17 protein-coding genes and 2 rRNA genes are annotated in these 19540 nt (G+C 70.4%); 11 read left to right on the top strand and 8 right to left on the bottom strand.

Annotation, left to right across the window (positions count from 1 at the left end):
- The first annotated feature begins 82 nt into the window (after nt 1-82).
- Nucleotides 83-1645 (top strand): FAD-binding oxidoreductase, encoded by a 1563-nt coding sequence (locus JF597_RS40390; protein WP_294008529.1) that lies wholly within the window; start codon nt 83-85, stop codon nt 1643-1645.
- 184 nt (nt 1646-1829) lie between these two features.
- Here the strand turns inward: JF597_RS40390 and JF597_RS40385 are convergent, their stop codons facing one another.
- The 5 genes from JF597_RS40385 to JF597_RS40365 all read right to left on the bottom strand — a co-directional run bounded on the left by JF597_RS40385 (nt 1830) and on the right by JF597_RS40365 (nt 6487).
- The gene (locus tag JF597_RS40385; protein ID WP_294008528.1) at nt 1830-2522 is read right to left on the bottom strand and encodes a phosphatase PAP2 family protein; all 693 of its coding nucleotides are present in this window, start codon (nt 2520-2522) and stop codon (nt 1830-1832) included.
- A 193-nt stretch (nt 2523-2715) separates the two neighbouring features.
- Nucleotides 2716-3735, bottom strand: coding sequence for a bifunctional lytic transglycosylase/C40 family peptidase (locus JF597_RS40380; protein ID WP_294008527.1), 1020 nt, complete (start codon nt 3733-3735; stop codon nt 2716-2718).
- A gap of 86 nt (nt 3736-3821) precedes the next feature.
- The gene (locus JF597_RS40375) at nt 3822-4595 is read right to left on the bottom strand and encodes a trypsin-like peptidase domain-containing protein (protein WP_294008526.1); all 774 of its coding nucleotides are present in this window, start codon (nt 4593-4595) and stop codon (nt 3822-3824) included.
- A gap of 101 nt (nt 4596-4696) precedes the next feature.
- The gene (locus tag JF597_RS40370; RefSeq protein ID WP_294008525.1) at nt 4697-5464 is read right to left on the bottom strand and encodes an SDR family oxidoreductase; all 768 of its coding nucleotides are present in this window, start codon (nt 5462-5464) and stop codon (nt 4697-4699) included.
- Between the two features lie 114 nt (nt 5465-5578).
- Nucleotides 5579-6487: an oxidoreductase gene (locus tag JF597_RS40365; RefSeq protein ID WP_294008524.1), complete on the bottom strand. Its 909-nt coding sequence runs from the start codon at nt 6485-6487 to the stop codon at nt 5579-5581.
- A 54-nt stretch (nt 6488-6541) separates the two neighbouring features.
- Between JF597_RS40365 and JF597_RS40360 the strand changes: the two genes are divergently transcribed.
- The 9 genes from JF597_RS40360 to JF597_RS40320 all read left to right on the top strand — a co-directional run bounded on the left by JF597_RS40360 (nt 6542) and on the right by JF597_RS40320 (nt 18027).
- Entirely contained in the window at nt 6542-7144 is a 603-nt protein-coding gene (locus JF597_RS40360) for a TetR/AcrR family transcriptional regulator (protein ID WP_294008523.1), read from the top strand.
- Nucleotides 7145-7440: 296 nt separating this feature from the next.
- On the top strand, nt 7441-8814 hold the full coding sequence (locus tag JF597_RS40355; protein ID WP_294008522.1) for a S53 family peptidase: 1374 nt from the start codon (nt 7441-7443) through the stop codon (nt 8812-8814).
- A 423-nt stretch (nt 8815-9237) separates the two neighbouring features.
- On the top strand, nt 9238-10545 hold the full coding sequence (locus JF597_RS40350) for a S53 family peptidase (protein ID WP_294008521.1): 1308 nt from the start codon (nt 9238-9240) through the stop codon (nt 10543-10545).
- A 353-nt stretch (nt 10546-10898) separates the two neighbouring features.
- Nucleotides 10899-11207 carry a hypothetical protein gene (locus JF597_RS40345; RefSeq protein WP_089101683.1) on the top strand — a complete coding sequence of 103 codons (309 nt, stop codon included), beginning with the start codon at nt 10899-10901 and terminating at the stop codon, nt 11205-11207.
- A 141-nt stretch (nt 11208-11348) separates the two neighbouring features.
- Nucleotides 11349-12182: a hypothetical protein gene (locus JF597_RS40340; protein WP_294008520.1), complete on the top strand. Its 834-nt coding sequence runs from the start codon at nt 11349-11351 to the stop codon at nt 12180-12182.
- Nucleotides 12172-13521: a hypothetical protein gene (locus JF597_RS40335; RefSeq protein ID WP_294008519.1), complete on the top strand. Its 1350-nt coding sequence runs from the start codon at nt 12172-12174 to the stop codon at nt 13519-13521. Before JF597_RS40340 ends, JF597_RS40335 begins: the two co-directional genes overlap by 11 nt.
- The gene (locus JF597_RS40330) at nt 13518-15077 is read left to right on the top strand and encodes an SCO6880 family protein (RefSeq protein ID WP_294008518.1); all 1560 of its coding nucleotides are present in this window, start codon (nt 13518-13520) and stop codon (nt 15075-15077) included. The genes JF597_RS40335 and JF597_RS40330 overlap by 4 nt, the downstream gene beginning before the upstream one ends.
- A 14-nt stretch (nt 15078-15091) precedes the next feature.
- Complete coding sequence (locus tag JF597_RS40325; protein WP_294008517.1) at nt 15092-16507, top strand: ATP-binding protein; 1416 nt, start codon at nt 15092-15094, stop codon at nt 16505-16507.
- A gap of 11 nt (nt 16508-16518) precedes the next feature.
- Nucleotides 16519-18027 (top strand): type VI secretion protein, encoded by a 1509-nt coding sequence (locus JF597_RS40320; RefSeq protein WP_294008516.1) that lies wholly within the window; start codon nt 16519-16521, stop codon nt 18025-18027.
- Here the strand turns inward: JF597_RS40320 and JF597_RS40315 are convergent.
- The gene (locus tag JF597_RS40315; RefSeq protein ID WP_294008515.1) at nt 18024-18590 is read right to left on the bottom strand and encodes a GNAT family N-acetyltransferase; all 567 of its coding nucleotides are present in this window, start codon (nt 18588-18590) and stop codon (nt 18024-18026) included. The genes JF597_RS40320 and JF597_RS40315 overlap by 4 nt on opposite strands.
- Nucleotides 18591-18661: 71 nt before the next feature.
- Between JF597_RS40315 and JF597_RS40310 the strand changes: the two genes are divergently transcribed.
- The gene (locus JF597_RS40310) at nt 18662-19210 is read left to right on the top strand and encodes a cysteine hydrolase family protein (RefSeq protein WP_294008514.1); all 549 of its coding nucleotides are present in this window, start codon (nt 18662-18664) and stop codon (nt 19208-19210) included.
- A 52-nt stretch (nt 19211-19262) separates the two neighbouring features.
- On the opposite strand, the gene rrf is transcribed toward JF597_RS40310, so the two are convergent.
- Nucleotides 19263-19379 (bottom strand): 5S ribosomal RNA (gene rrf / locus JF597_RS40305).
- A gap of 66 nt (nt 19380-19445) precedes the next feature.
- Nucleotides 19446-19540 (bottom strand): 23S ribosomal RNA (locus JF597_RS40300); the annotation flags it as partial.

The following is a 19540-nucleotide window of genomic DNA, read 5'->3' as shown; positions in this document are numbered from 1 at the left end:
ACAGCGTTCGTTACACCGCACGGGAACCCGTGTGCGACGGACGCCGTCTCGTCCCACGACAGCCGACGCGAAAGGCACGGGCATGGAACGGCGTACCTTCATATCGGGCGGGGCGGCCGCCCTTGCGGCGACCGCACTGACGGGGTGCAGCTCCGGCGGCGCCACCGCGGCCCACACGACCGGGGCGCCACTCGCGGCCACATCGTCTCGTACGGCGCTGAAGACCACCAGCGCAGCGGCCGCGGCCAGCTGGACGGCCCTCGCCCACGCCCTGGACGGCACCCTGGTCCGCCCCGGCGAGGCCTCCTGGACGACGGCCCATCAGCTCTACAACACCCGGTTCGACGGCCTGAAGCCGGCGGCGGTCGCGTACGTGGCGCACGCCGACGACATCCGCACCACGCTGTCGTACGCCCAGGCCCATTCGCTGAAGGTCTCGATCCGCAACGGCGGCCACTCCTACGCCGGGTACTCCTCCGGCGACGGCCGCCTGATCCTCGACGTCTCCAAGCTGAACCGCATCCGCGTCGGCGGCGGTACGGCGGTCGTCGGCGCCGGCTCCAAGCTGATCGACGTCTACCGGGGCCTGGCGGCCAAGGGCGTGACCATACCCGCGGGCTCCTGCCCCACCGTCGGTGTCTCCGGCCTGGTGCTCGGCGGCGGCCACGGGGTCGCGTCCCGCGCGTACGGCCTGACCTGCGACAGCCTCACCCAGGCGACGCTGATCACGGCGGACGGCACGCAGGTGGTGGCCAACGCGACGACGAACAAGGACCTCTTCTGGGCGCTGCGCGGTGCCGGCAACGGCAACTTCGGCGTCGTCACGGAGCTGCAGTTCCGGACCCACCCGACCCCGCAGGGGGTGACGGCGTACCTGACCTGGCCGTGGTCGAAGGCGGCGCAGGTGTTCAAGGCCTGGCAGGAATGGGGCCCGTCCCAGCCGGACGAGATCTGGTCGTCCCTCCACCTGGAGAACTCGGGCAGCGGCCCCCGCGTCTCGGTCGCCTGCTTCTCGATGGGCACGTACGGCGAACTCCAGAACGCGGTGGACGCCCTCGCCCACAAGGCCGGCGCCAACGCCTCCTCCGTCTCGCTGCGCCGCCACGCCTACGAGGAGGTGATGGAGATCTACGCCGGCTGCTCCTCCTTCGCCACCGAGCCCCAGTGCCACCTGCCCGGCTCCACCCCCGGCCGCTCCCCCCAGGGCAGGCTCGGCCGCGAGACGTACACGGCCCGCTCCGACTTCTTCGACCGCTCGCTCTCCGCGGCCGGCATCCAGACGGCCCTGCGGCAGATCGCCGCCGTCCGGGGCGGCGCGGGCAGCATCGCGTTCACGGCGCTGGGCGGAGCGGTGAACAGGGTCTCGCCGACGGCGACGGCGTTCGTGCACCGCCGGTCGCGGATGCTGGCGCAGTACATCGTGTCGTGGGGTGCGGGGGCCTCCGGCAGCACGGGGCAGTCCTGGCTGAACGCGGCGCATGCCGCGATGAAGCCGTACGCCTCCGGCGCGGCCTATCAGAACTACAGGGACCCGACGCTCGCGGACTGGAAGAAGGCGTACTACGGCGACGCCGTGACGAAGCTGGGCAAGGTGAAGAAGCAGTACGACCCGAATCGGTTCTTCTCTTCGCCGCAGGGGTTGTAAGGAGGGGTGGCTCTGCGGGTCGCGTACCCGCGGGCGCGTGGGGGCTGATCGCGCAGTTCCCCGCGCCCTAAAGACACAGCTGCGGGCAGTCGTGCCGCTGGGGCGATGGGGGTCCCCCCGGCCGAAGGCCAGGGGAGGCACCCCGCCAACGCGGGCGAGTGAAACCCCCCGGCCTCAGCCCCGCCTACGCCGCCAGGTCGCGTTCCTCCGCTTCGACCGGCGTTCGCGCCCCGCGCACCAGTCCCACCCGCGCCGACCGCCGCCGCACGATCCAGCCCACCCGTGCCGACCCCTCCGCCGCCTTCATCACCGGCGTCAGCAAAGCCGTGGCCAGCGGGGAGAGCAGCAGGACGACCGCGGTACCCAGCGCGAAGCCACCGACCACGTCCGTCGGGTAGTGCACCCCCATGTACACCCGGCAGAAGCCCTCCAGCAGCGCCAGCCCTATCCCCGCCACCCCGAACCTCCGGTTGGCGACGAACAGGCCGACCCCCAGCGCCATGGTGATCGTCGCGTGGTCGCTCACGAAGGAGTAGTCGGTCTTGCCGGAGACGAGGACGTCGATGCCCTGGTGGGTGAGGAACGGGCGGGGCCGCTCGACGAAGCCGCGGATGGGAACGTTCACGAGGACGGCGATCGCGGCGGCGAGCGGTGCCCACACCAGCGCGGCCATGGTGGACGGCACGTCCTCGTCCCCGCGGCGCCGCACGGACCACCAGCACCACACCACCAGCAGCACCATCGCGACCAGCAGCCCGTACTCCCCGACGAACTCCATGGCCCGGTCGAACCAGTGCGGCGCTTCCTTGGCCAGGCCGTTGATGTCGTAGAGCAGGTCGACGTCAGGGTTCGACCCGGATTCGGCGATTACAGCCATCGCGCTGCGGCCCCTTCGTCGTCGTTCCGGGACGCACCTGGTGTGCGTCGCTCGCTGCCACCCCCGTGGTCGGCTACGTCAACAGGAACGCACGGCCCACACCACTACGTTCCAGGTTCCACCGAATGATCACGCAGACGTTATCGAAGAGAGATACAAACCCCCAGCTCAGGGGGTGGGTTATACGCTCCGTTCACACCGTGGTGGGGAGTGCTTTCGCGCCATCTTCGGTCACGCGGGTGGCCCCGAAGTAGTCGGCCGAGTCGATGGGGTCGAAACGGATCACGGCCCCGGTGTACGGCGCGTCGATCATGTATCCGCCGCCGACGTAGATCCCCACGTGGTGGATGGCGCGGGAGTTCGAGAGGTCGGTGGAGAAGAAGACGAGGTCCCCGGGGAGCAGCTCGCCCCGCGAGGGGTGCGGCCCCGCGTTGTACTGGTCGTTGGCGACCCGCGGCAGCGTGATCCCGACACTGGCGTACGCCGCCTTGGTCAGCCCTGAGCAGTCGAAGCGGCCGTTGTCCGCCGCGGTGCCGTTGCCGCCCCAGAGGTAGGGGGTGCCGAGCTTGTTCTGGGCGTAGTTGATGGCCCCCGCGGCCTGCTTGGTCGGGGAGAGCCGGCTGACCGGCGCGGCGAAGCTCTCCTCCAGGGTGGTGATGGTCCTGACGTAGTTCTGGGTCTCCTTGTACGGCGGCACACCGTGGTACTTGATGACCGCGTACGCCCCCGCGTTGTAGGCGGCGAGCATGTTCTCGGAGATGTTGCCGGGCACGTCCTTGACGTACGAGGCGAGCTCGCAGTCGTAGGAGGCGGCCGACGGAATGGCGTCGTTCGGGTCCCAGACGTTGCGGACCCCGTCCCCGTTCCCGTCGATGCCGTGGGTGGCCCAGGTCCCCGGGATGAACTGGGCTATCCCCTGCGCGGCCGCCGCGCTCTGCGCCTTCGGGTTGAACCCGCTCTCCTGGTAGAGCTGTGCGGCGAGCAGGGCGGGGTTGATGGCGGAGCAGAGGTTGCCCCACTTCTGCACGAGAGTGGAGTACGCGGCCGGTACGGCACCCTTGGCCAGGGTCTTGCCGGCGCCGCCGACCCCGTTGAGAAGGTTCCCGGCGACGACGTACACGCCGACGACGAGCAGCATGACGAAGCTCACCCCGAGCGCCGTCACCGCGCCACCGACCACCCATACTTTCCGCACGCCCCAACCCTCCCCCATGTCAGGGCTGTTCAACGCCATTTCGGCCGAGAGTGGCGCTATTTCACAGGAAGACGGCGCACATGACGCTCCCTCAGTCGGCCGTCTCAGTCACCGGTGGCGTCCTTGTACAGCTCGGCGGCCTCCCGGCCGAGCACGACGCTGTACGAGATGTCGGGGGTCGCCCCGCCCTGCTCGTGCCCGCCGAGGACCCCGACCACCTCGTGGTCCCCGTTCACCCAGGGGCTCCCGCTCGTCCCGCCCGTGAACTCGGGGCAGTCGATGCGCTGTTGGGTGGCGCCGCGGGCGACGGGCTTGTTGGTGCAGCTGACGGGCACCTCACGGGAGTCGGGGTAGCCGGTGACGGTGACCGCGGTGGCGCCGGTGGCCACCCCGGCGGCGAACCGGTTGCTCCCGGTCACGTCCTCGACCCGCTTGCCGTCTCTTTCGTCCACGACGGCGAAGGCGACGTCGCTGTCCTCGCTCTGCCCGTGGGCCCACCCGTCGGGCAGGTACCGCTTCCCGACCTTCCACACCCCGTACGGCGCCTGCCCGTCCCGGTATCCCGGCACGAACACCAGCCCCGTGGCGTCGCCCTCCCCGTCGATGCAGTGGGCGGCGGTGACGACGAGGTCCCGCTGCGGGCTGTGCACGACGGAGGCGGTGCAGAAGTGGTTGCCGGACAGGCTCCCGGCCTTGTCGGCGCCGAACAGCGCCCCGACTCGCGCGCTCTCCGCGGTGGATCCGACCACCGCGGTCACCCCGAAGGGCCCGGCGGCCTCGTCGGCGGCCGCGACGGAGGCCGAGGTGGCGGCCAGCACGACGACGACGCAGAGCGCGACGCGTCGCGAGGTGACAGAGATGCGTGAGGTGCGCTTCATCAGCGCCCACTGTCTCCCACAAAGGTGAGAAACGGTTCCCGACTTCACTGAGATTTTTCTGGGAACCGCTCTTCCGGCCGGTTTCACCCCGCCGGGCGGCCTCAGAACGTCGTGGTCATCCCGCCGTCCACCGCGATCGTCTGCCCCGTGATGAACGACGCCGCGTCGCTCGCCAGGACGACGACGATGCCCGCGATCTCGGCCGGGCGGCCCCAGCGCCCGAGTGCGGTGCGGGTCCGCAGCCATCTGCCCCACTCCGGGTCCTCGGCGAACTCCGCGTTGACGTCGGTGGCGAAGGTGCCCGGTGCCACCGAGTTGACCGTGGTGCCGCTGGGGCCCAGGTCGGCCGCGAGCGCCCGGGTCAGGCCGTCGAGGCCCGCCTTCGCCGTGGCGTAGGCGACGTCGCCGATGCGGCCGAGCTGGCCGACGACGGAGGAGACGTTGATGATGCGGCCGGGGGTGCCCCGCTCGGCCAGGCCCCGGGCGACCGCCTGGCTCAGCGCGTACGCCGACGTCAGGTGGACGTCGAGCAGCGCGGACAGCTCGTCCGGCGCCATCTCCTCGACGCCCCGGCGGTCCCGGTGGCCCACGTTGTTGACAAGGATGTCGATCGCGCCGAGGGCGGTCACCGCCTCCTCGGCCGCCTCCCGGTCGGTGACGTCGAAGGCGGCGCCGGTCACGTCCAGGCCGTCGTCCTCGCGCAGGCGCGCCACCACCTCCCCCAGCGTGACGGCGTCCCGGCCGTTGAGGACCACCCGCGCACCGGCGCCGGCCAGCCCTCGCGCCATCTCCAGGCCCAGCCCCCGCACGGAGCCGGTCACCAGGGCCGTACGCCCGCCGAGCGTGAAGTCCACGGCGCCGCCGCTCATCCGGCCACCTCCCGGAGAGCCGTCGTGTCCGTCGTATCCGCTCACCGTATCGGGGTGCCGCGAGGGGTCCGCCGGGCGTCCGGAGACTGGGCGGTCATCCCGGGCATGCGGTGTTCACACGGCCCCCACCCCGAGCGGCCAGGTCACCCCCGTCATCTCCTCCGACAGCGTCCACAGCCTGCGGGCCGCCGCCGGGTCGCTCGCCGCCGCGCTGCGGCCGACCAGGGTCGGCGCGCCCCGCATCTCGCCCAGGCCGTCCGGGCCGACATAGCTCGCGCCCGGCAGGTCCTGGGTCGCCGCGTACAGCGTGGGGAGGGTGCCCGCGCGGTCGTCCTGGGCGACGAGGCGGTTGCCGAGCCGCATGCCCAGGCGGGCCAGCGGGTTGGCGGCGTGGCTCTGCAGGTTGGTGGCCGCGTAGCCGGGGTGGGCGGCGAGGGCGCGGACGCGGGAGCCGGCCTCCGTCAGCCGGCGCTGGAGTTCCAGCACGAACAACAGGTTCGCCAGCTTGGACTGGGAGTAGGCGCGGGTCGGGTTGTAGATGCCCTCGAGGTTCAGGTTCTCGAAGTGGATCACTCCGTCGCCGCTCCGGTGCAGGCTCGAGGAGACCGTGACCACACGGTCCGTGAGGTAGGGCAGCAGCAGGTTGGTCAGCGCGAAGTGGCCCAGGTGGTTCGTGCCGAACTGCATCTCGAAGCCGTCCTTGGTGCGCAGCTCCGGGAGCATCATCACGCCGGCGTTGTTGACCAGGAGATCCAGCGGGCGGTCCCAGCCCGCGGCGAACTCCCGGACCGAGGACAGGTCGGCCAGGTCCAGGCGGCGGACCTCGGTGCTGCCGTTCACCCGCGCCGCGACCGCCCGCCCGCGCTCCGGGTCCCGTACCGCCAGCACCACGTGCGCACCGGCCCGGGCCAGCGCGTCCGCGGCCGTGAGGCCGAGGCCGCTGTTGGCGCCGGTGACCACGGCCGTACGTCCGGAGAGACCTGGGAGGTCGGAAACGTTCCATTTGTGCTTCTTCTCAGCCATGCCCGCCAATGTAGACGTCGACAACAATGCTGTCAACGACAACATCGGGATACGATGACCCGCATGTCGCAAAGCCGCCCCTACCACCATGGAGACCTGCGCGCCGCCCTGCTCGCCAGCGCCGAGCGCACCCTGCGCGAGAAGGGCAGCGGCGCCCTGTCCCTGCGCGAACTGGCCCGCGACATCGGGGTGAGCCACGCCGCCCCCGGCCGGCACTTCAAGGACAAGCAGGCCCTGCTGGACGCGCTCGCCGCGAGCGGGTTCCAGCGCCTGAACCAGACCCTGGACTCCACGGACCGCCCGGAGGCCCCCCTCGAACCGCGCATCACCGCACTCGCCCGTGCCTACGTCACCTTCGCCATCCAAAACCCCGAGCTGCTGGAGCTGATGTACTCCCGCAAGCACGACCCGGACATCGACCCCGAACTGGCCACCGCCGCGGAACACTCCATGGGCCACTTCGTCCAACTGGTCACCGACGCACAGCGGCGCGGCGAGATCGTCGCGGGCGACCCGGAGGCCGTCATGTTCGCGGCCGCGGCCGGCATCCACGGCCTGGCCGTACTGGCCACCAACGGCACCCTCCGGCCGGACGCGGTGCTGGCCGGCCTGGACCAGCACATCCACCTTCTCCTGCACGGCCTCAAGCCCCGCTGACCCAGGGCCCGTTCGAGCCCCGCGGCGGCTCGGTACGCCCCGATCAACGCGCATTGAGCCCCGCCCCACGGGAGCTTCAGGTCAACCGAACCCCAACTTCCGGCCATCCGGGCCCCATTGATCAGTAAGCCCTTCCCGCCCTTCAGTAACGCGGAAGTCAGGATTCCGAAACCCACCTTGTTGTCGCGTACTCAACAAGGGGATGGTTCGTCGCGGGCCGCCGCCCCCACCGGCGACGACACCGGTGGTCCCCCACCCGCAGGCCTCTGTCCGAACCCCTCCCAGGAGGCTGTACGTTGCGTACGACCACCCCCAACTCCCCCCACATAGCCGGCAGATGGCGCCGGATGGGCTCCGCGGCCGCGGCCACCGCCGCGCTCCTGGTCGCCGGCTTCGGCACCGCGGCCCACGCCAGCGCGGCCACCGCGACCACCACCGCGGCCCACAAGGTCAGCGCCAAGGCCATCGCCGCCCAGGTCGCGAAGGCCCACGTCCGGTACGAGAAGGCCGGCTGCGGCGCCACCCCGAAGAAGGGCTACGCCGCCTGCAACGCCCTGCGGGTCACCGGCGGCACCACCGCCTTCATGGAGCGGCAGGCCGCCCTCAAGGGGGTCGCGCCGAAGACCGTCAAGCCGAACGCCGCCTCCGACTCCCCCACCGGATACGGCCCGAGCGACATCCAGTCCGCCTACGGCCTGACCGACGCCGCCGCCTCCAACGGCTCGGGCGAGACCGTCGCCATCGTCGACGCCTACGACGACCCGAACGCCGAGGAAGACCTGGCGACCTACCGCTCGTACTACGGCCTGTCGGACTGCACGACCGACAACGGCTGCTTCAAGAAGGTCTCCCAGACGGGCTCCACGACCTCCCTCCCCTCCGCCGACAGCGGCTGGGCCGGCGAGGAGTCCCTCGACCTCGACATGGTCAGCGCGACCTGCCCGAACTGCAACATCCTGCTCGTCGAGGCGAAGTCGGCCTCCGACGCCAACCTGGGCACGGCGGTGAACGAGGCCGTCAAGCTGGGCGCGAAGTTCGTGTCGAACAGCTACGGCGGCTCCGAGTCGTCCTCGGACACCACGTACGACACCTCGTACTACAAGCACGCGGGCGTGGCCATCACCGCGAGCGCCGGTGACGAGGGCTACGGCGCCGAGTACCCGGCCGCCTCCCGGTACGTGACCGCCGTCGGCGGCACCGCCCTGAAGACCTCCTCCAACAGCCGCGGCTGGACCGAGTCGGTCTGGAAGACGTCGAGCACCGAGGGCACCGGCTCCGGCTGCTCCGCCTACGACGCCAAGCCCAGCTGGCAGACCGACACCAGCTGCTCCAAGCGCATGATCTCCGACGTCTCCGCCGTCGCCGACCCCGCCACCGGCGTCTCCGTCTACGACTCCTACGGCTCCGACGGCACCGGCTGGAACACCTACGGCGGCACCAGCGCCTCCTCGCCGCTCATCGCCTCGGTCTACGCCCTCGCCGGCACCCCGGGCAGCAGCGACTACCCGGCCGAGTACCCGTACGCCGCGGCCGGCACCTCCGCCCTCAACGACGTGACGAGCGGCAACAACGGCTCCTGCTCCGTCTCGTACTACTGCACCGCCACGTCCGGCTACGACGGCCCGACCGGCTGGGGCACCCCCGAGGGGACCGACGCCTTCACCGGCTGAGCCCTTCGCCGATTGACCTCCCCGTCGGGTCACGGGGAGCCGCCACCGTGAGGGGGACGTGGGGTCCCCTCGGCGGCAGGGAAAGAGAGACGGGCCACGGCATCCGGCCGTGGCCCGTTTTTCGCGTCCCCGGTGACGCCGGTTCCATGCCCTTTGCAACTCCCGTGCATTTCCTGTGAGTTGAGTCAAGCAGCCGTCACCCGCAGGACAACGGGCGGCCATCGAAGGGTCACGCGAAGGCCTCGTTCGGCAATGCGGAAGTCAGGATTCCAGCAGCCCCTTGTTGTCACGTACTCAACAAAGGATTCTCTTCGCGGGCCGCCGCCCCGCCGCCGGGGAACCCGTACCGACGGCGAACGCACCAGCTCGCACCCGCACCGCCCCTGTTCCAACCCCAGTACCGGAACTCAGGAGGCTGCACGTATGCGTTCCACTCCCCCCAACAGACCGTCCGCCCGCCGCAGCTGGCGCCGCATCGGCGCCGCCGCAGCGGCCACGGCCGCGCTGGTGTTCGCCGGCCTCGGCACCGCCGTCCAGGCCGACGCGGCACCCTCGGCGTCGTCCAAGGTGACCTACACCGCGACCCCCTGTGCCACCCCCAAGCACAAGGGCGAACTGGCCTGCAACTCCTACCGCGTCACCGGCGGTCTCACCGCCTACCAGAAGCAGCAGGCCGCGAAGACCGGCATCACCCCCAAGGCCGCCGACGCGTCCACCCCCTCCGGCTACAGCCCGACCAACCTCCGGTCGGCCTACGGCCTCACCTCCGCCGCCGCCTCCAACGGCTCGGGCGAGACCATCGCGATCGTCGACGCGTACAACGACCCGAACGCCGAGTCCGACCTCGCGACCTACCGCTCGTACTACGGCCTCTCCGCCTGCACCACGGCCAACGGCTGCTTCAAGAAGGTCAGCCAGACCGGCTCCACCACCTCGCTGCCCTCCTCCGACGCCGGCTGGTCCGAGGAGATCTCCCTCGACCTCGACATGGCCTCCGCGATCTGCCCGAACTGCAAGATCCTGCTCGTCGAGGCCACCAGCGCCACCATGGCCAACCTCGGCACAGCGGTGAACGAGGCGGTCACCCTGGGCGCGAAGTTCGTGTCCAACAGCTACGGCGGCAGCGAGTCCTCCTCGGACACCTCGTACGACTCCTCGTACTTCAACCACACAGGTGTCGCCATCACCGTCTCCGCCGGTGACAGCGCTTACGGCGCCGAGTACCCGGCCGCCTCCCGCTACGTGACCTCGGTCGGCGGCACCAAGCTGTCCACGTCCTCCACCACCCGCGGCTGGACCGAGACCGTCTGGAAGACCAGCTCCACCGAGGGCACCGGCTCCGGCTGCTCCGCCTACGACGCCAAGCCCAGCTGGCAGACCGACACCAGCTGCACCAAGCGCATGATCTCCGACGTCTCCGCGGTGGCCGACCCGGCGACCGGCGTCTCCGTCTACGACTCCTACGGCGTCACCGCCGGCTGGTACACCTTCGGCGGCACCAGCGTCTCCGCGCCGATCATCGCCGGCGTCTACGCCCTCGCCGGCAACCCGGCCAGCGGCACCTACCCCGCCCAGTACCCGTACGACTACGCGGGCACCTCGTACCTCAACGACGTGACGAGCGGCAACAACGGCTCCTGCTCCGTCTCGTACTACTGCACCGCCACCACCGGTTACGACGGTCCGACCGGCTGGGGCACCCCCGAGGGCATCACCGCCTTCGCCAACTAGTCCGGCTCCTGTCCGGCTTCTCTCTCCGGCGGGTCTCACGGGTCGCGGCAACCAGCCGCGGCCCGTTCGTCATGAGAACATCGGGACGGTGGGTTCACCCGACTGGCCGTCAAAAACCCCGTCAGGCCGTAAAAGGGCACAACGACGGAACTACACCGCAGGTTCCGCCCAGGCCTCATTGCCCGGCGTGACCTGCCGTGATACACAGAGTGACCGTACGACCCCTTCGTACGAAACCCGCCAATCAATGACGTCAAGTCGACATACTCCGGCGGCGTTGTCGGCGAGAATGATGCGTGACCTCTGCACCGGGCAGGGGCGGACAGAACTACCCACCAGGGGCGGTGACTTACATGTTCCTTGCAGCCGACAAGGGTGACATCAACACCATCATCGGCGGAATCGCTCCGGACTGGGGCCCCTTCGGCAGCCTGGGCAACGAAGCGAAGACGATGATCCAGGTGGTCATGGCCGTCGCCATCCTGCTCTGCCTCGGCATCGCCGTCTGGGGTGCCGCCAAACAGCGCATCGGCGCCACGGCCCTCCGCGACACCTTCAGCGCCGAACAGGGCAAGGGCCTCATCATCGCCGGACTGACCGGAGTCTTCATCATCGGCTCCCTCGGCACCCTGTTCACCATCGTGTACGGCATGGCCGTCTAGCCGACCTGCGCCTCCCTTTCCCCCGCTCCGAGGTTGCGTTTCCCTGATGTCGAGTCACCACACCGCGCCCGCGCGGGAACCAGCACGGCTACCGTCGTACTGCTACGCGTTCCGGTACGACGTGGAGGGGGAGTACCCGGCATGAGCCTCGGAGACGAGCCCGGCTACCCGGAGAGCGGCCACACCCGCACCCGCCTGCCCGAGGGCGACCCGTACGGCGGTGCCTCCCGCCGCGGCGGCCGGTCCTCCTCCCGGAGCCTGGTCACGATCGTCGGCGTGGTCGTCCTCCTCATCGCGGCGATCGCCTTCGCGAACAGAGGCGGGAACGACGCCCCCTCGAACAACGCCGACACCGGCAGCACCGGCAACGGCGGCGGCCAGGCGACCTCCCCGACGGCGGCCAGCGGCACCAAGCCGGTGGAGACGAAGAGCGACGGGATCCCCACCGGGTACGCACACAGCGCCCAGGGAGCGCAGAGCGCGGCGGCCAACTACGCGACGGCGCTGGGCTCCGACGGCATGTTCATCACGGCCACCCGTCACTCGATCGTGCAGACCGTCGCCGACCCCGCCGTCATGAACAGCATGCAGTCCGGCTTCGACGCCGACTACTCGGCCGACTTCCTGAAGAAGGCCGGCCTCGACGCCGACGGCAGAGCCCCCGCGGGCAGCACCTTCGTCAACCGCACGCTCCCCGCCGGCACCAAGGTCACGGCGTACAGCGACGCCAAAGCCACCGTCGCGGTCTGGTGCAACGGTTTGTTCGGCATGGCCGGCGAGAAGTCCACCAACCCGGTCACCAGCAACTGGTTCACCATCACCATGAAGCTGAACTGGAGCGACGGCGACTGGAAGGTCCTGGAGTCCAGCCAGACGACCGGCCCCACCCCGGTCACCGGAGACAACCCCGTCTCCGGCACCGACGAGATCAGCAAGGCGGTCCAGGAATTCGGAGGGTTCACCTATGCCCGCTAGCCAGCACCGTGTGCTCAAGCTGACCGGACTGGTGGCCTCCGTACAGGCCTCCGCCATCCTCCTCGCCGCCCGCGCCACCGCGGCCCCGTCGCCGAGCGGAACCCCCTCCGCGACCCCGTCCGCCACGCCGAGCAGCAACAACTGCGCCGGAATCACCGGCCCGTCCCTGCAGCTCTGCGAGAGCGGCTCCGGCGGCAGCAGCGGCTCCACCACCGACCCCCTCACCTCCACCCTCGACCCCCTCACCTCCCTCGGACAGGGGTGCGCCAAGGCCGCCTCCTGGACCATCGACAAGCTCAGCGGCGCCGTCAAAGAGACCGCGAACGTCGACTTCACCAACGAGAAGTTCCTCCAGCAGTACGCCGTCGTCTTCGCCGCGTCGACGATCCTCACCCTGCTCCTGTGGCTGCTGGCCGTGGCCAAGCGCGCGGTACGAGGCGTCCCCCTCTCCACCGCCATCTCCGAAGCCATCGGCTTCCTCTGGCTCACCGTCCTCGCCTCCGCCTTCACCCCCCTGATCCTCTACACGGTCGTCTCGGCCACCGACGGCGTCACCGACGTCCTCGCCAAGACCACCGGCAACCAGACCGACACGTTCTTCGGCACCTTCTCCGGCGCCCTCAGCAAGGGGTCCGACATAGGGGGCGGCCCGATCATGCTGATCGTCGTCTCCCTCGTCAGCATCCTCGCCGCCGGCGTGCTCTGGCTCGAGCTCGTCATCAGGGCCGCCCTGCTCTACGTCGGCGCCCTGCTCGGCACCGTCGTCTACGCCGGCCTCGTCGACAAGAACCTCTGGGGTCACGTCCGCCGCTGGGCCGGCATCATGATCGCGGTCATCCTCGTCAAGCCGGTCATCGTGATAGTGCTCGGCCTCGCCGGCGCCCTGTCCTCCGACGGCGGCCCGGACTCCTTCTCCGCGGTCGTCTCCGGCCTCGCCATCATCCTGCTCGCCATCTTCGCCAGCGCGATGATCTACCGGTTCGTCCCCGGCTTCGGCGACGAGATCGCGGCCGGCCGCAGCAACCGCATCATGCAGGGCGCCGAGGGCAAGGCCGCCGCCGTCATCAGCAGCCCCGCCAACCTCGTCGCCCAGGGCATCAGAACCCACAGCGCCCGCGCCGACAACAACGGCGGCGGGGGCGGCGGCTCCGGCGCCTCCGGTGCCCGCCCGGCCAACCCCGCCTCGGGCGGCGTCGCCGCGCACAGCACGCGCACCCCGACCGGTGGTGGCGGCGGAACTGTCCCCTCCGCCGCACCCGCACCCCGCGCGCCCAGCCCGGCCAACACCCCGCACGCCAGCAACACCCGCAACAACAGCTCGGGAGGTGAAGGGCGTTGACGACAGAGTCCCACCTGTCCCATCCGATCACGCCCCGCCGTACGTATCTCATCGGCCGCGCCCGGCCGAACGCGATCATCGGCAGGAACCGTGAGTCCGGCGAGATCGTGCTCATCATCGCGGGCGCGTTCCTCGGCATGATGTGCGGGCTCCTCGTCCCGATCCTCTCCCTGCGGATCGTGCTGCTCATGGGCTTCCCGCTGATCGCGCTCGCCGCGGTCTACGTGCCGTACAAGCGCCGCACGTTCTACAAGTGGTTCGAGATCAACCGCAGTTTCAAGCGGACCCTGCGCAACGGCACCGTCTACCGCTCCACGGCGTCCGAGGCCGGCACCCGCCTCGACGGCCGCGAGGTCGAGATCGGCCCCCCGCCGGGCATCGGCCGCATCACCTGGCTCGCCGCGCCCTTCGGCCCCGACGAGATCGCCGTACTCCTGCACGCGGACCGCAAGACCGTGACGGCGGCCATCGAGATCGAGGGCCCCGGCGTCGGCCTGCGCGACTCCGAGGACCAGGAAGCCCTCGTCGACCGCTTCGGCACCCTGCTCAAGCACGTGGCCAACGGCGACGGCTTCGTCACCCGCCTGCAGATGCTCGCCCGCACCCTCCCCGCCGACCCCGACGCCCACGCCAAGGACGTCGCCCAGCGCGGCGACGACAAGGCCCCGGCCTGGCTGTCCCACTCATACGACCAGCTCCAGTCCATGGTCTCCACCAGCAGCGAGCAGCACCGCGCCTACCTGGTCGCCTGCATGCACTACTCCCGCGAACTGGCCGCCGAGGCCCAGGCGATGGCCCGCGCGGCCCGCCCCCAGTCCGGCCGCAGGCTCGACCGCGACGCCGGTCTCGCGGTCGTCATGGCCCGCGAGCTCACCGACATCTGCTCCCGCCTCCAGGAGGCGGACATCCGCGTCCGCCAGCCCCTCGGCCAGGGCCGCCTCGCCTCGTTGATCCACTCCATGTACGACCCGGACCACCCCATCGACCACATCCAGGCCATGACCCAGCGCAACGCCTGGCCGGCCGAACTGGACGCGATGGAACCCACGTACCTCCAGGCGAAGACCCGCGAGTCCGCCACCCGCGAGCCCTGGTGCCACGCCACGGCCTGGGTGAAGGAGTGGCCGATGACCCCGGTCGGCGTCAACTTCCTGGCCCCGCTCCTGGTCCACACCCCGGACGTCATCCGCACCGTCGCCGTCACCATGGACCTCGAACCCACCGAGGTCGCCATCGAGCGCATGCTCACCGAGAAGACCAACGACGAGGCGGAGGCGAGCCGCGCCGCCAAGATGAACCGCACCGTCGACCCCCGCGACATCGCCGCCCACAACCGCCTCGACCAGCGCGGCGAGGACCTGGCCAGCGGCGCGGCCGGGGTCAACCTGGTCGGCTACATCACCGTCTCCTCCCGTACCCCGGAGGCCCTCAACCGCGACAAGCGCACGATAAGGGCGTCCGCCGGAAAGTCGTACCTGAAACTGGAGTGGTGCGACCGCGAGCACCACCGCGCCTTCGTGAACACACTGCCCTTCGCCACCGGAATCCGAAGGTAGAGGCTGATGCGCTGATGAGGGACCCGCTGTCCGTCCTCACCGAAGCCTTCACGTCCTTCCTGTTCGGGAAGGTCGAGACGACCCGCTCCCCGGTGCGCACCTCCACCGGCCAGGCCCAGGCGGTCTACCTCCCCACGGCCGCGCCCGGCCTCGGCGACTCGGGCGTGATCATCGGCCGCGAGGTGTACTCCGGCAAGGGCTACATCTACGACCCCTTCCAGCTCTACGGCCAGCAGCTCCCCGCCCCGCACTGGCTCGTCCTCGGCGAGTCCGGCAACGGCAAGTCGGCCCTGGAGAAGACCTACGTCCTGCGCCAGCTCCGCTTCCGCGACCGCCAGGTCGTCGTCCTGGACGCCCAGGGCGAGGACGGCGTCGGCGAGTGGAACCTCATCGCGGAAGAGCTGGGGATAACCCCCATCCGGCTCGACCCGATGGCCGCCCTGGACCACGGCATCCGCCTCAACCCGCTGGACCCGGCGATCACCACCACCGGCCAGCTGGCGCTGCTGCGCACCATCATCGAGGTCGCGATGGGCCACGGCCTCGACGAACGCTCCGGCTTCGCCCTCAAGGTCGCCCACTCCTACGTCAACGAGACGATCCTCGACCGCCAACCCGTCCTGACGGACATCGTCGAGCAGCTACGGCACCCCGAGCCGGAGTCGGCCGAGGCGATGAACGTCGCCATAGACGACGTACGGGCCTGGGGCCTGGACGTCGCCCTGGTCCTGGACCGCCTGGTCGACGGTGACCTGCGCGGCATGTTCGACGGCCCGACCACCGTCGGCATCGACCTGGACGCCCCGCTGATCGTCTTCGACCTCTCCCACATCGACCGCAACTCCATCGCCATGCCCATCCTGATGGCGATCGTCGGCGTGTGGCTGGAGCACACCTGGATCCGCCCCGACCGCAAGAAGCGCATCTTCCTGGTCGAGGAGGCCTGGCACATCATCGCCAGCCCGTTCGTGGCCCAGCTGTTCCAGCGCCTGCTGAAGTTCGGCCGCCGGCTCGGCCTGTCCTTCGTGGCGGTAGTCCACCACCTCTCCGACGTGGTGGACGGCGCGGCGGCCAAGGAGGCCGCCGCGATCCTGAAGATGGCGTCGACGAGGACGGTCTACGCCCAGAAGGCGGACGAGGCACGGGCTACGGGCCGCGTGCTGGGCCTGCCCCGCTGGGCGGTCGAGATCATCCCGACCCTGACCCCCGGTATCGCCGTCTGGGACGTCAACGGCAACGTCCAAGTGGTCAAACACCTGGTCACCGAGACGGAACGCCCGCTCGTCTTCACGGACCGCGCGATGACCGAGTCGTCCAGCGACGTCATGGCCGAGGACGACGCGCTCCTCGCCGCCGAACTGGAAGCGGAACAGCGGGCGGCGGCCTTCGTGGAGCAGCACCTCGGCGACTCCGAGTCGACGGTGGCGTAGGGAGGCCTCTCGTGAGACCGGACCCTCGGCAGGAGCGCGACCAGCAGGGCGGCGGCATCCCCGACGGCCTGCTGATCGGCATACTCGGGTTCCTGCTCGGCATCACGTTCCTGGTGTGGACGGCGACGGGCCTCGCGGCCTGGTTCGCCCACGGCAGCTGGCCGTCGACCGTCGACCTCTCCCACACCCCGCTCGCGATGCGCCACCTCATCGGCTCCCCGCACGACATCACGGGCGCCTGGCCGGACACACCGGCGGACCGACTGGCCGGCTGGGGACTGTTCTGGGGCCTGTTCATCGGCCAGCTGATGGTCCTGATCGTCCTCGCCGTGTTCGTGCTGGGGACGGTCGCCCGGTGGCGGGCCGGGAGAAGAAGACGTGCGGCGACGGCGAAGAGCAGACACGCGACCGCGGTCCCGGAGCCCCGCGCCGAGCCGGAAACGCTCCAGGAGGCCCACCGGCCGGCCTTCCAGGAGGCTCTCCAGGAGCCGGCGGCCCCGCCGCCCGCCCCAGTTCCGCTGCGCACCCCGACGGAACCGGAACGCCCCCTGGAAGCCGTCCGCCCCGCCCCCGCCGGCGGTGACCGGCCGGCCACCTGGACCAGGGTCCACGCGGCACCGCGGGAGAGCCGGCAGGCAACCGCGACCCAGGCGATCCAGGACGCACTCGGCCCCGCCCTCGTCGTCACCTCGAACCCCGCCCTCTGGTCGGAGACGAAGGACGCCAGAGCCAAACTCGGCCCCGTCCTCCTCTACGACCCGAACCACCTCTGCGACACCCCCGCCCGCTTCCACTGGTCCCCCACGGCCCACTGCGAGGACAAGCCCACGGCGGTCCGGCGCGCCCAGGCCCTCCTCACTCCGGTCCGGCCCACCGCGAAGATCGACCAGACCGTCACCGACACCGCCGAGACCCTCCTGCGCAGCTATCTGCACGCCGCCGCCCTGGAGAACCGCACGATCCGGCACGTCCACCGCTGGGCCCAGGGCACCGGCGTCCAGGACGCCGTACGCACCCTCCGCACCCACCCGAAGGCCGCACCGGGCGCCGCGGGCGAGCTGGAGGCCGCCCTCACGTCCCACCCCGAACGCCGCGACATCGCACAGGAGCTGACGGCCAGGGCGCTCGCCGCCCTCTTCACGGTCAACGTCCGCGAGGCCTGCACACCCAACCGAACCGATGCCCTCGCCCTGGATTCCTTCATCGCCGAAGGGGGCACGCTTTATGTGGTCGGTGAATCCATCGAGGACCCCAGGACCAACCCCGGCGCGATGCCCCTCCTGACGGCCCTCGTCTCCAGCGTGGTCGAGCACGGCCGGCGCATGGCCGAACGGTCATCCTCCGGTCGGCTCGACCCACCACTGACCCTGGTCCTGGACGACGTGGCGGCCGTGGCCCCGCTCCCCCAGCTCCCCGACCTCCTGGCCACCGGCACCGACCAGGGCCTGCCGTCCCTCGCCCTGCTCCGCTCCCACGAACAGGCCCGCTCCCGCTGGCCGCACCGGGAACTGCCGGTCTAGGCAGACCACTCCAGCACGAACTCGAACTCCCGCTTGCCGGTGTCCGCCTCCAGCTGCACGGTCACCCCGCTCGGCACGAACCCGGCCTTCCGGTAGGCCCCCTGCGCCCGGGCGTTGTCCTCGTGCACCAGCAGCCGCACCCGCTCCGCACCCCGCTCCCGAGCCCAGGCCACACCGGCGTCGAACAACGCCTTGACCAGCCCGCTCCCCCGGTGCTCGGGGCGTACGAACACGCCCACCACATGCCCCTGGCGCCGCTCGACCGGGGACCCCGCCCAGTCCGCGGTCCCCGCCTCCTCGATCAGCACGGTCACGGACCCGACCCACTCCCCGTCCGCGGCCTCGGCGATGAACTGCCGCGCACCACTCGGCTCCCCGGCCGAACGCGCCGCCCGCTCCTGGTAGAAGGAGTCCGGCCGCCCCAGGGCGTCGTCATAGGTCTCGAGAAACGCGATGTCCGCGACCGGATCCCGCAACGCGGCGAGGCGCAGCCGCTTGACGGCCTCCCACTCGTCGGCCCGTATCGCGCGAATCACGTAATCGCCGCTGGTCGTAGCACTCATGCAGCCACGCTAGCCCCCACCGCCCACCGCACTCACCTGATTTGTCAGTGCCGCGGTCTACGGTGGGCGCCATGACGACTCTCCCGAACCGCCCGAACACCGCCCTGCTGATAGTGGACGTGCAGAACGGGGTGGTGGACAGCTCCCACAACCGCGACGAGGTCATCGCCAACATCAACACCCTGCTCGCCAAGGCCCGTTCCGAGGCGATCCCCGTCGTCTGGATCCAGCACTCCAGCGACGAACTGAAGCCGGACAGCGCCCCCTGGCAGTACGTCCCGGAACTCGTCCGCGAAGCCACCGAGCCCCTCGTCCACAAGCGCTACGGAGACTCCTTCGAGGACACCGAGCTGGAGTCCGTACTGGCCGAACGCGGCGTGGGCCGCTTGGTCGTCACCGGTGCCCAGACCGACGCCTGCATCCGCTCCACCCTGCACGGCGCGCTGGTCCGCGGCTACGACGCGACGCTGGTGGCCGACGCCCACACGACGGAGGACCTCACCCAGTACGGCGCGCCGGCCCCGGAGCAGGTCATCTCGCACACGAACCTCTACTGGAGCTGGCAGGAGGCCCCGGGCCGAAAGGGCGGCACGGCCGATACCGCGGCCGTCACTTTCTGACTAACGCAAAAGAGCCCCACACCGTGAGGTGTGGGGCTCTTTTATAATATTTGTTCGGCGGTGTCCTACTCTCCCACAGGGTCCCCCCTGCAGTACCATCGGCGCTGTGAGGCTTAGCTTCCGGGTTCGGAATGTAACCGGGCGTTTCCCTCACGCTATGACCACCGAAACACTATGAAACACAACCGTATGGCTGTTCGTGGTTTCAGAACCAACACAGTGGACGCGAGCAACTGAGGACAAGCCCTCGGCCTATTAGTACCGGTCACCTCCACCAGTTACCTGGCTTCCAGATCCGGCCTATCAACCCAGTCGTCTACTGGGAGCCTT

This window comes from Streptomyces sp. (genome assembly GCF_019510245.1).
Lineage (GTDB): Bacteria > Actinomycetota > Actinomycetes > Streptomycetales > Streptomycetaceae > Streptomyces.
The sequence above is the reverse complement of the archived record's forward strand: the minus strand, read 5'-3'. Positions and strand labels throughout refer to the sequence as shown.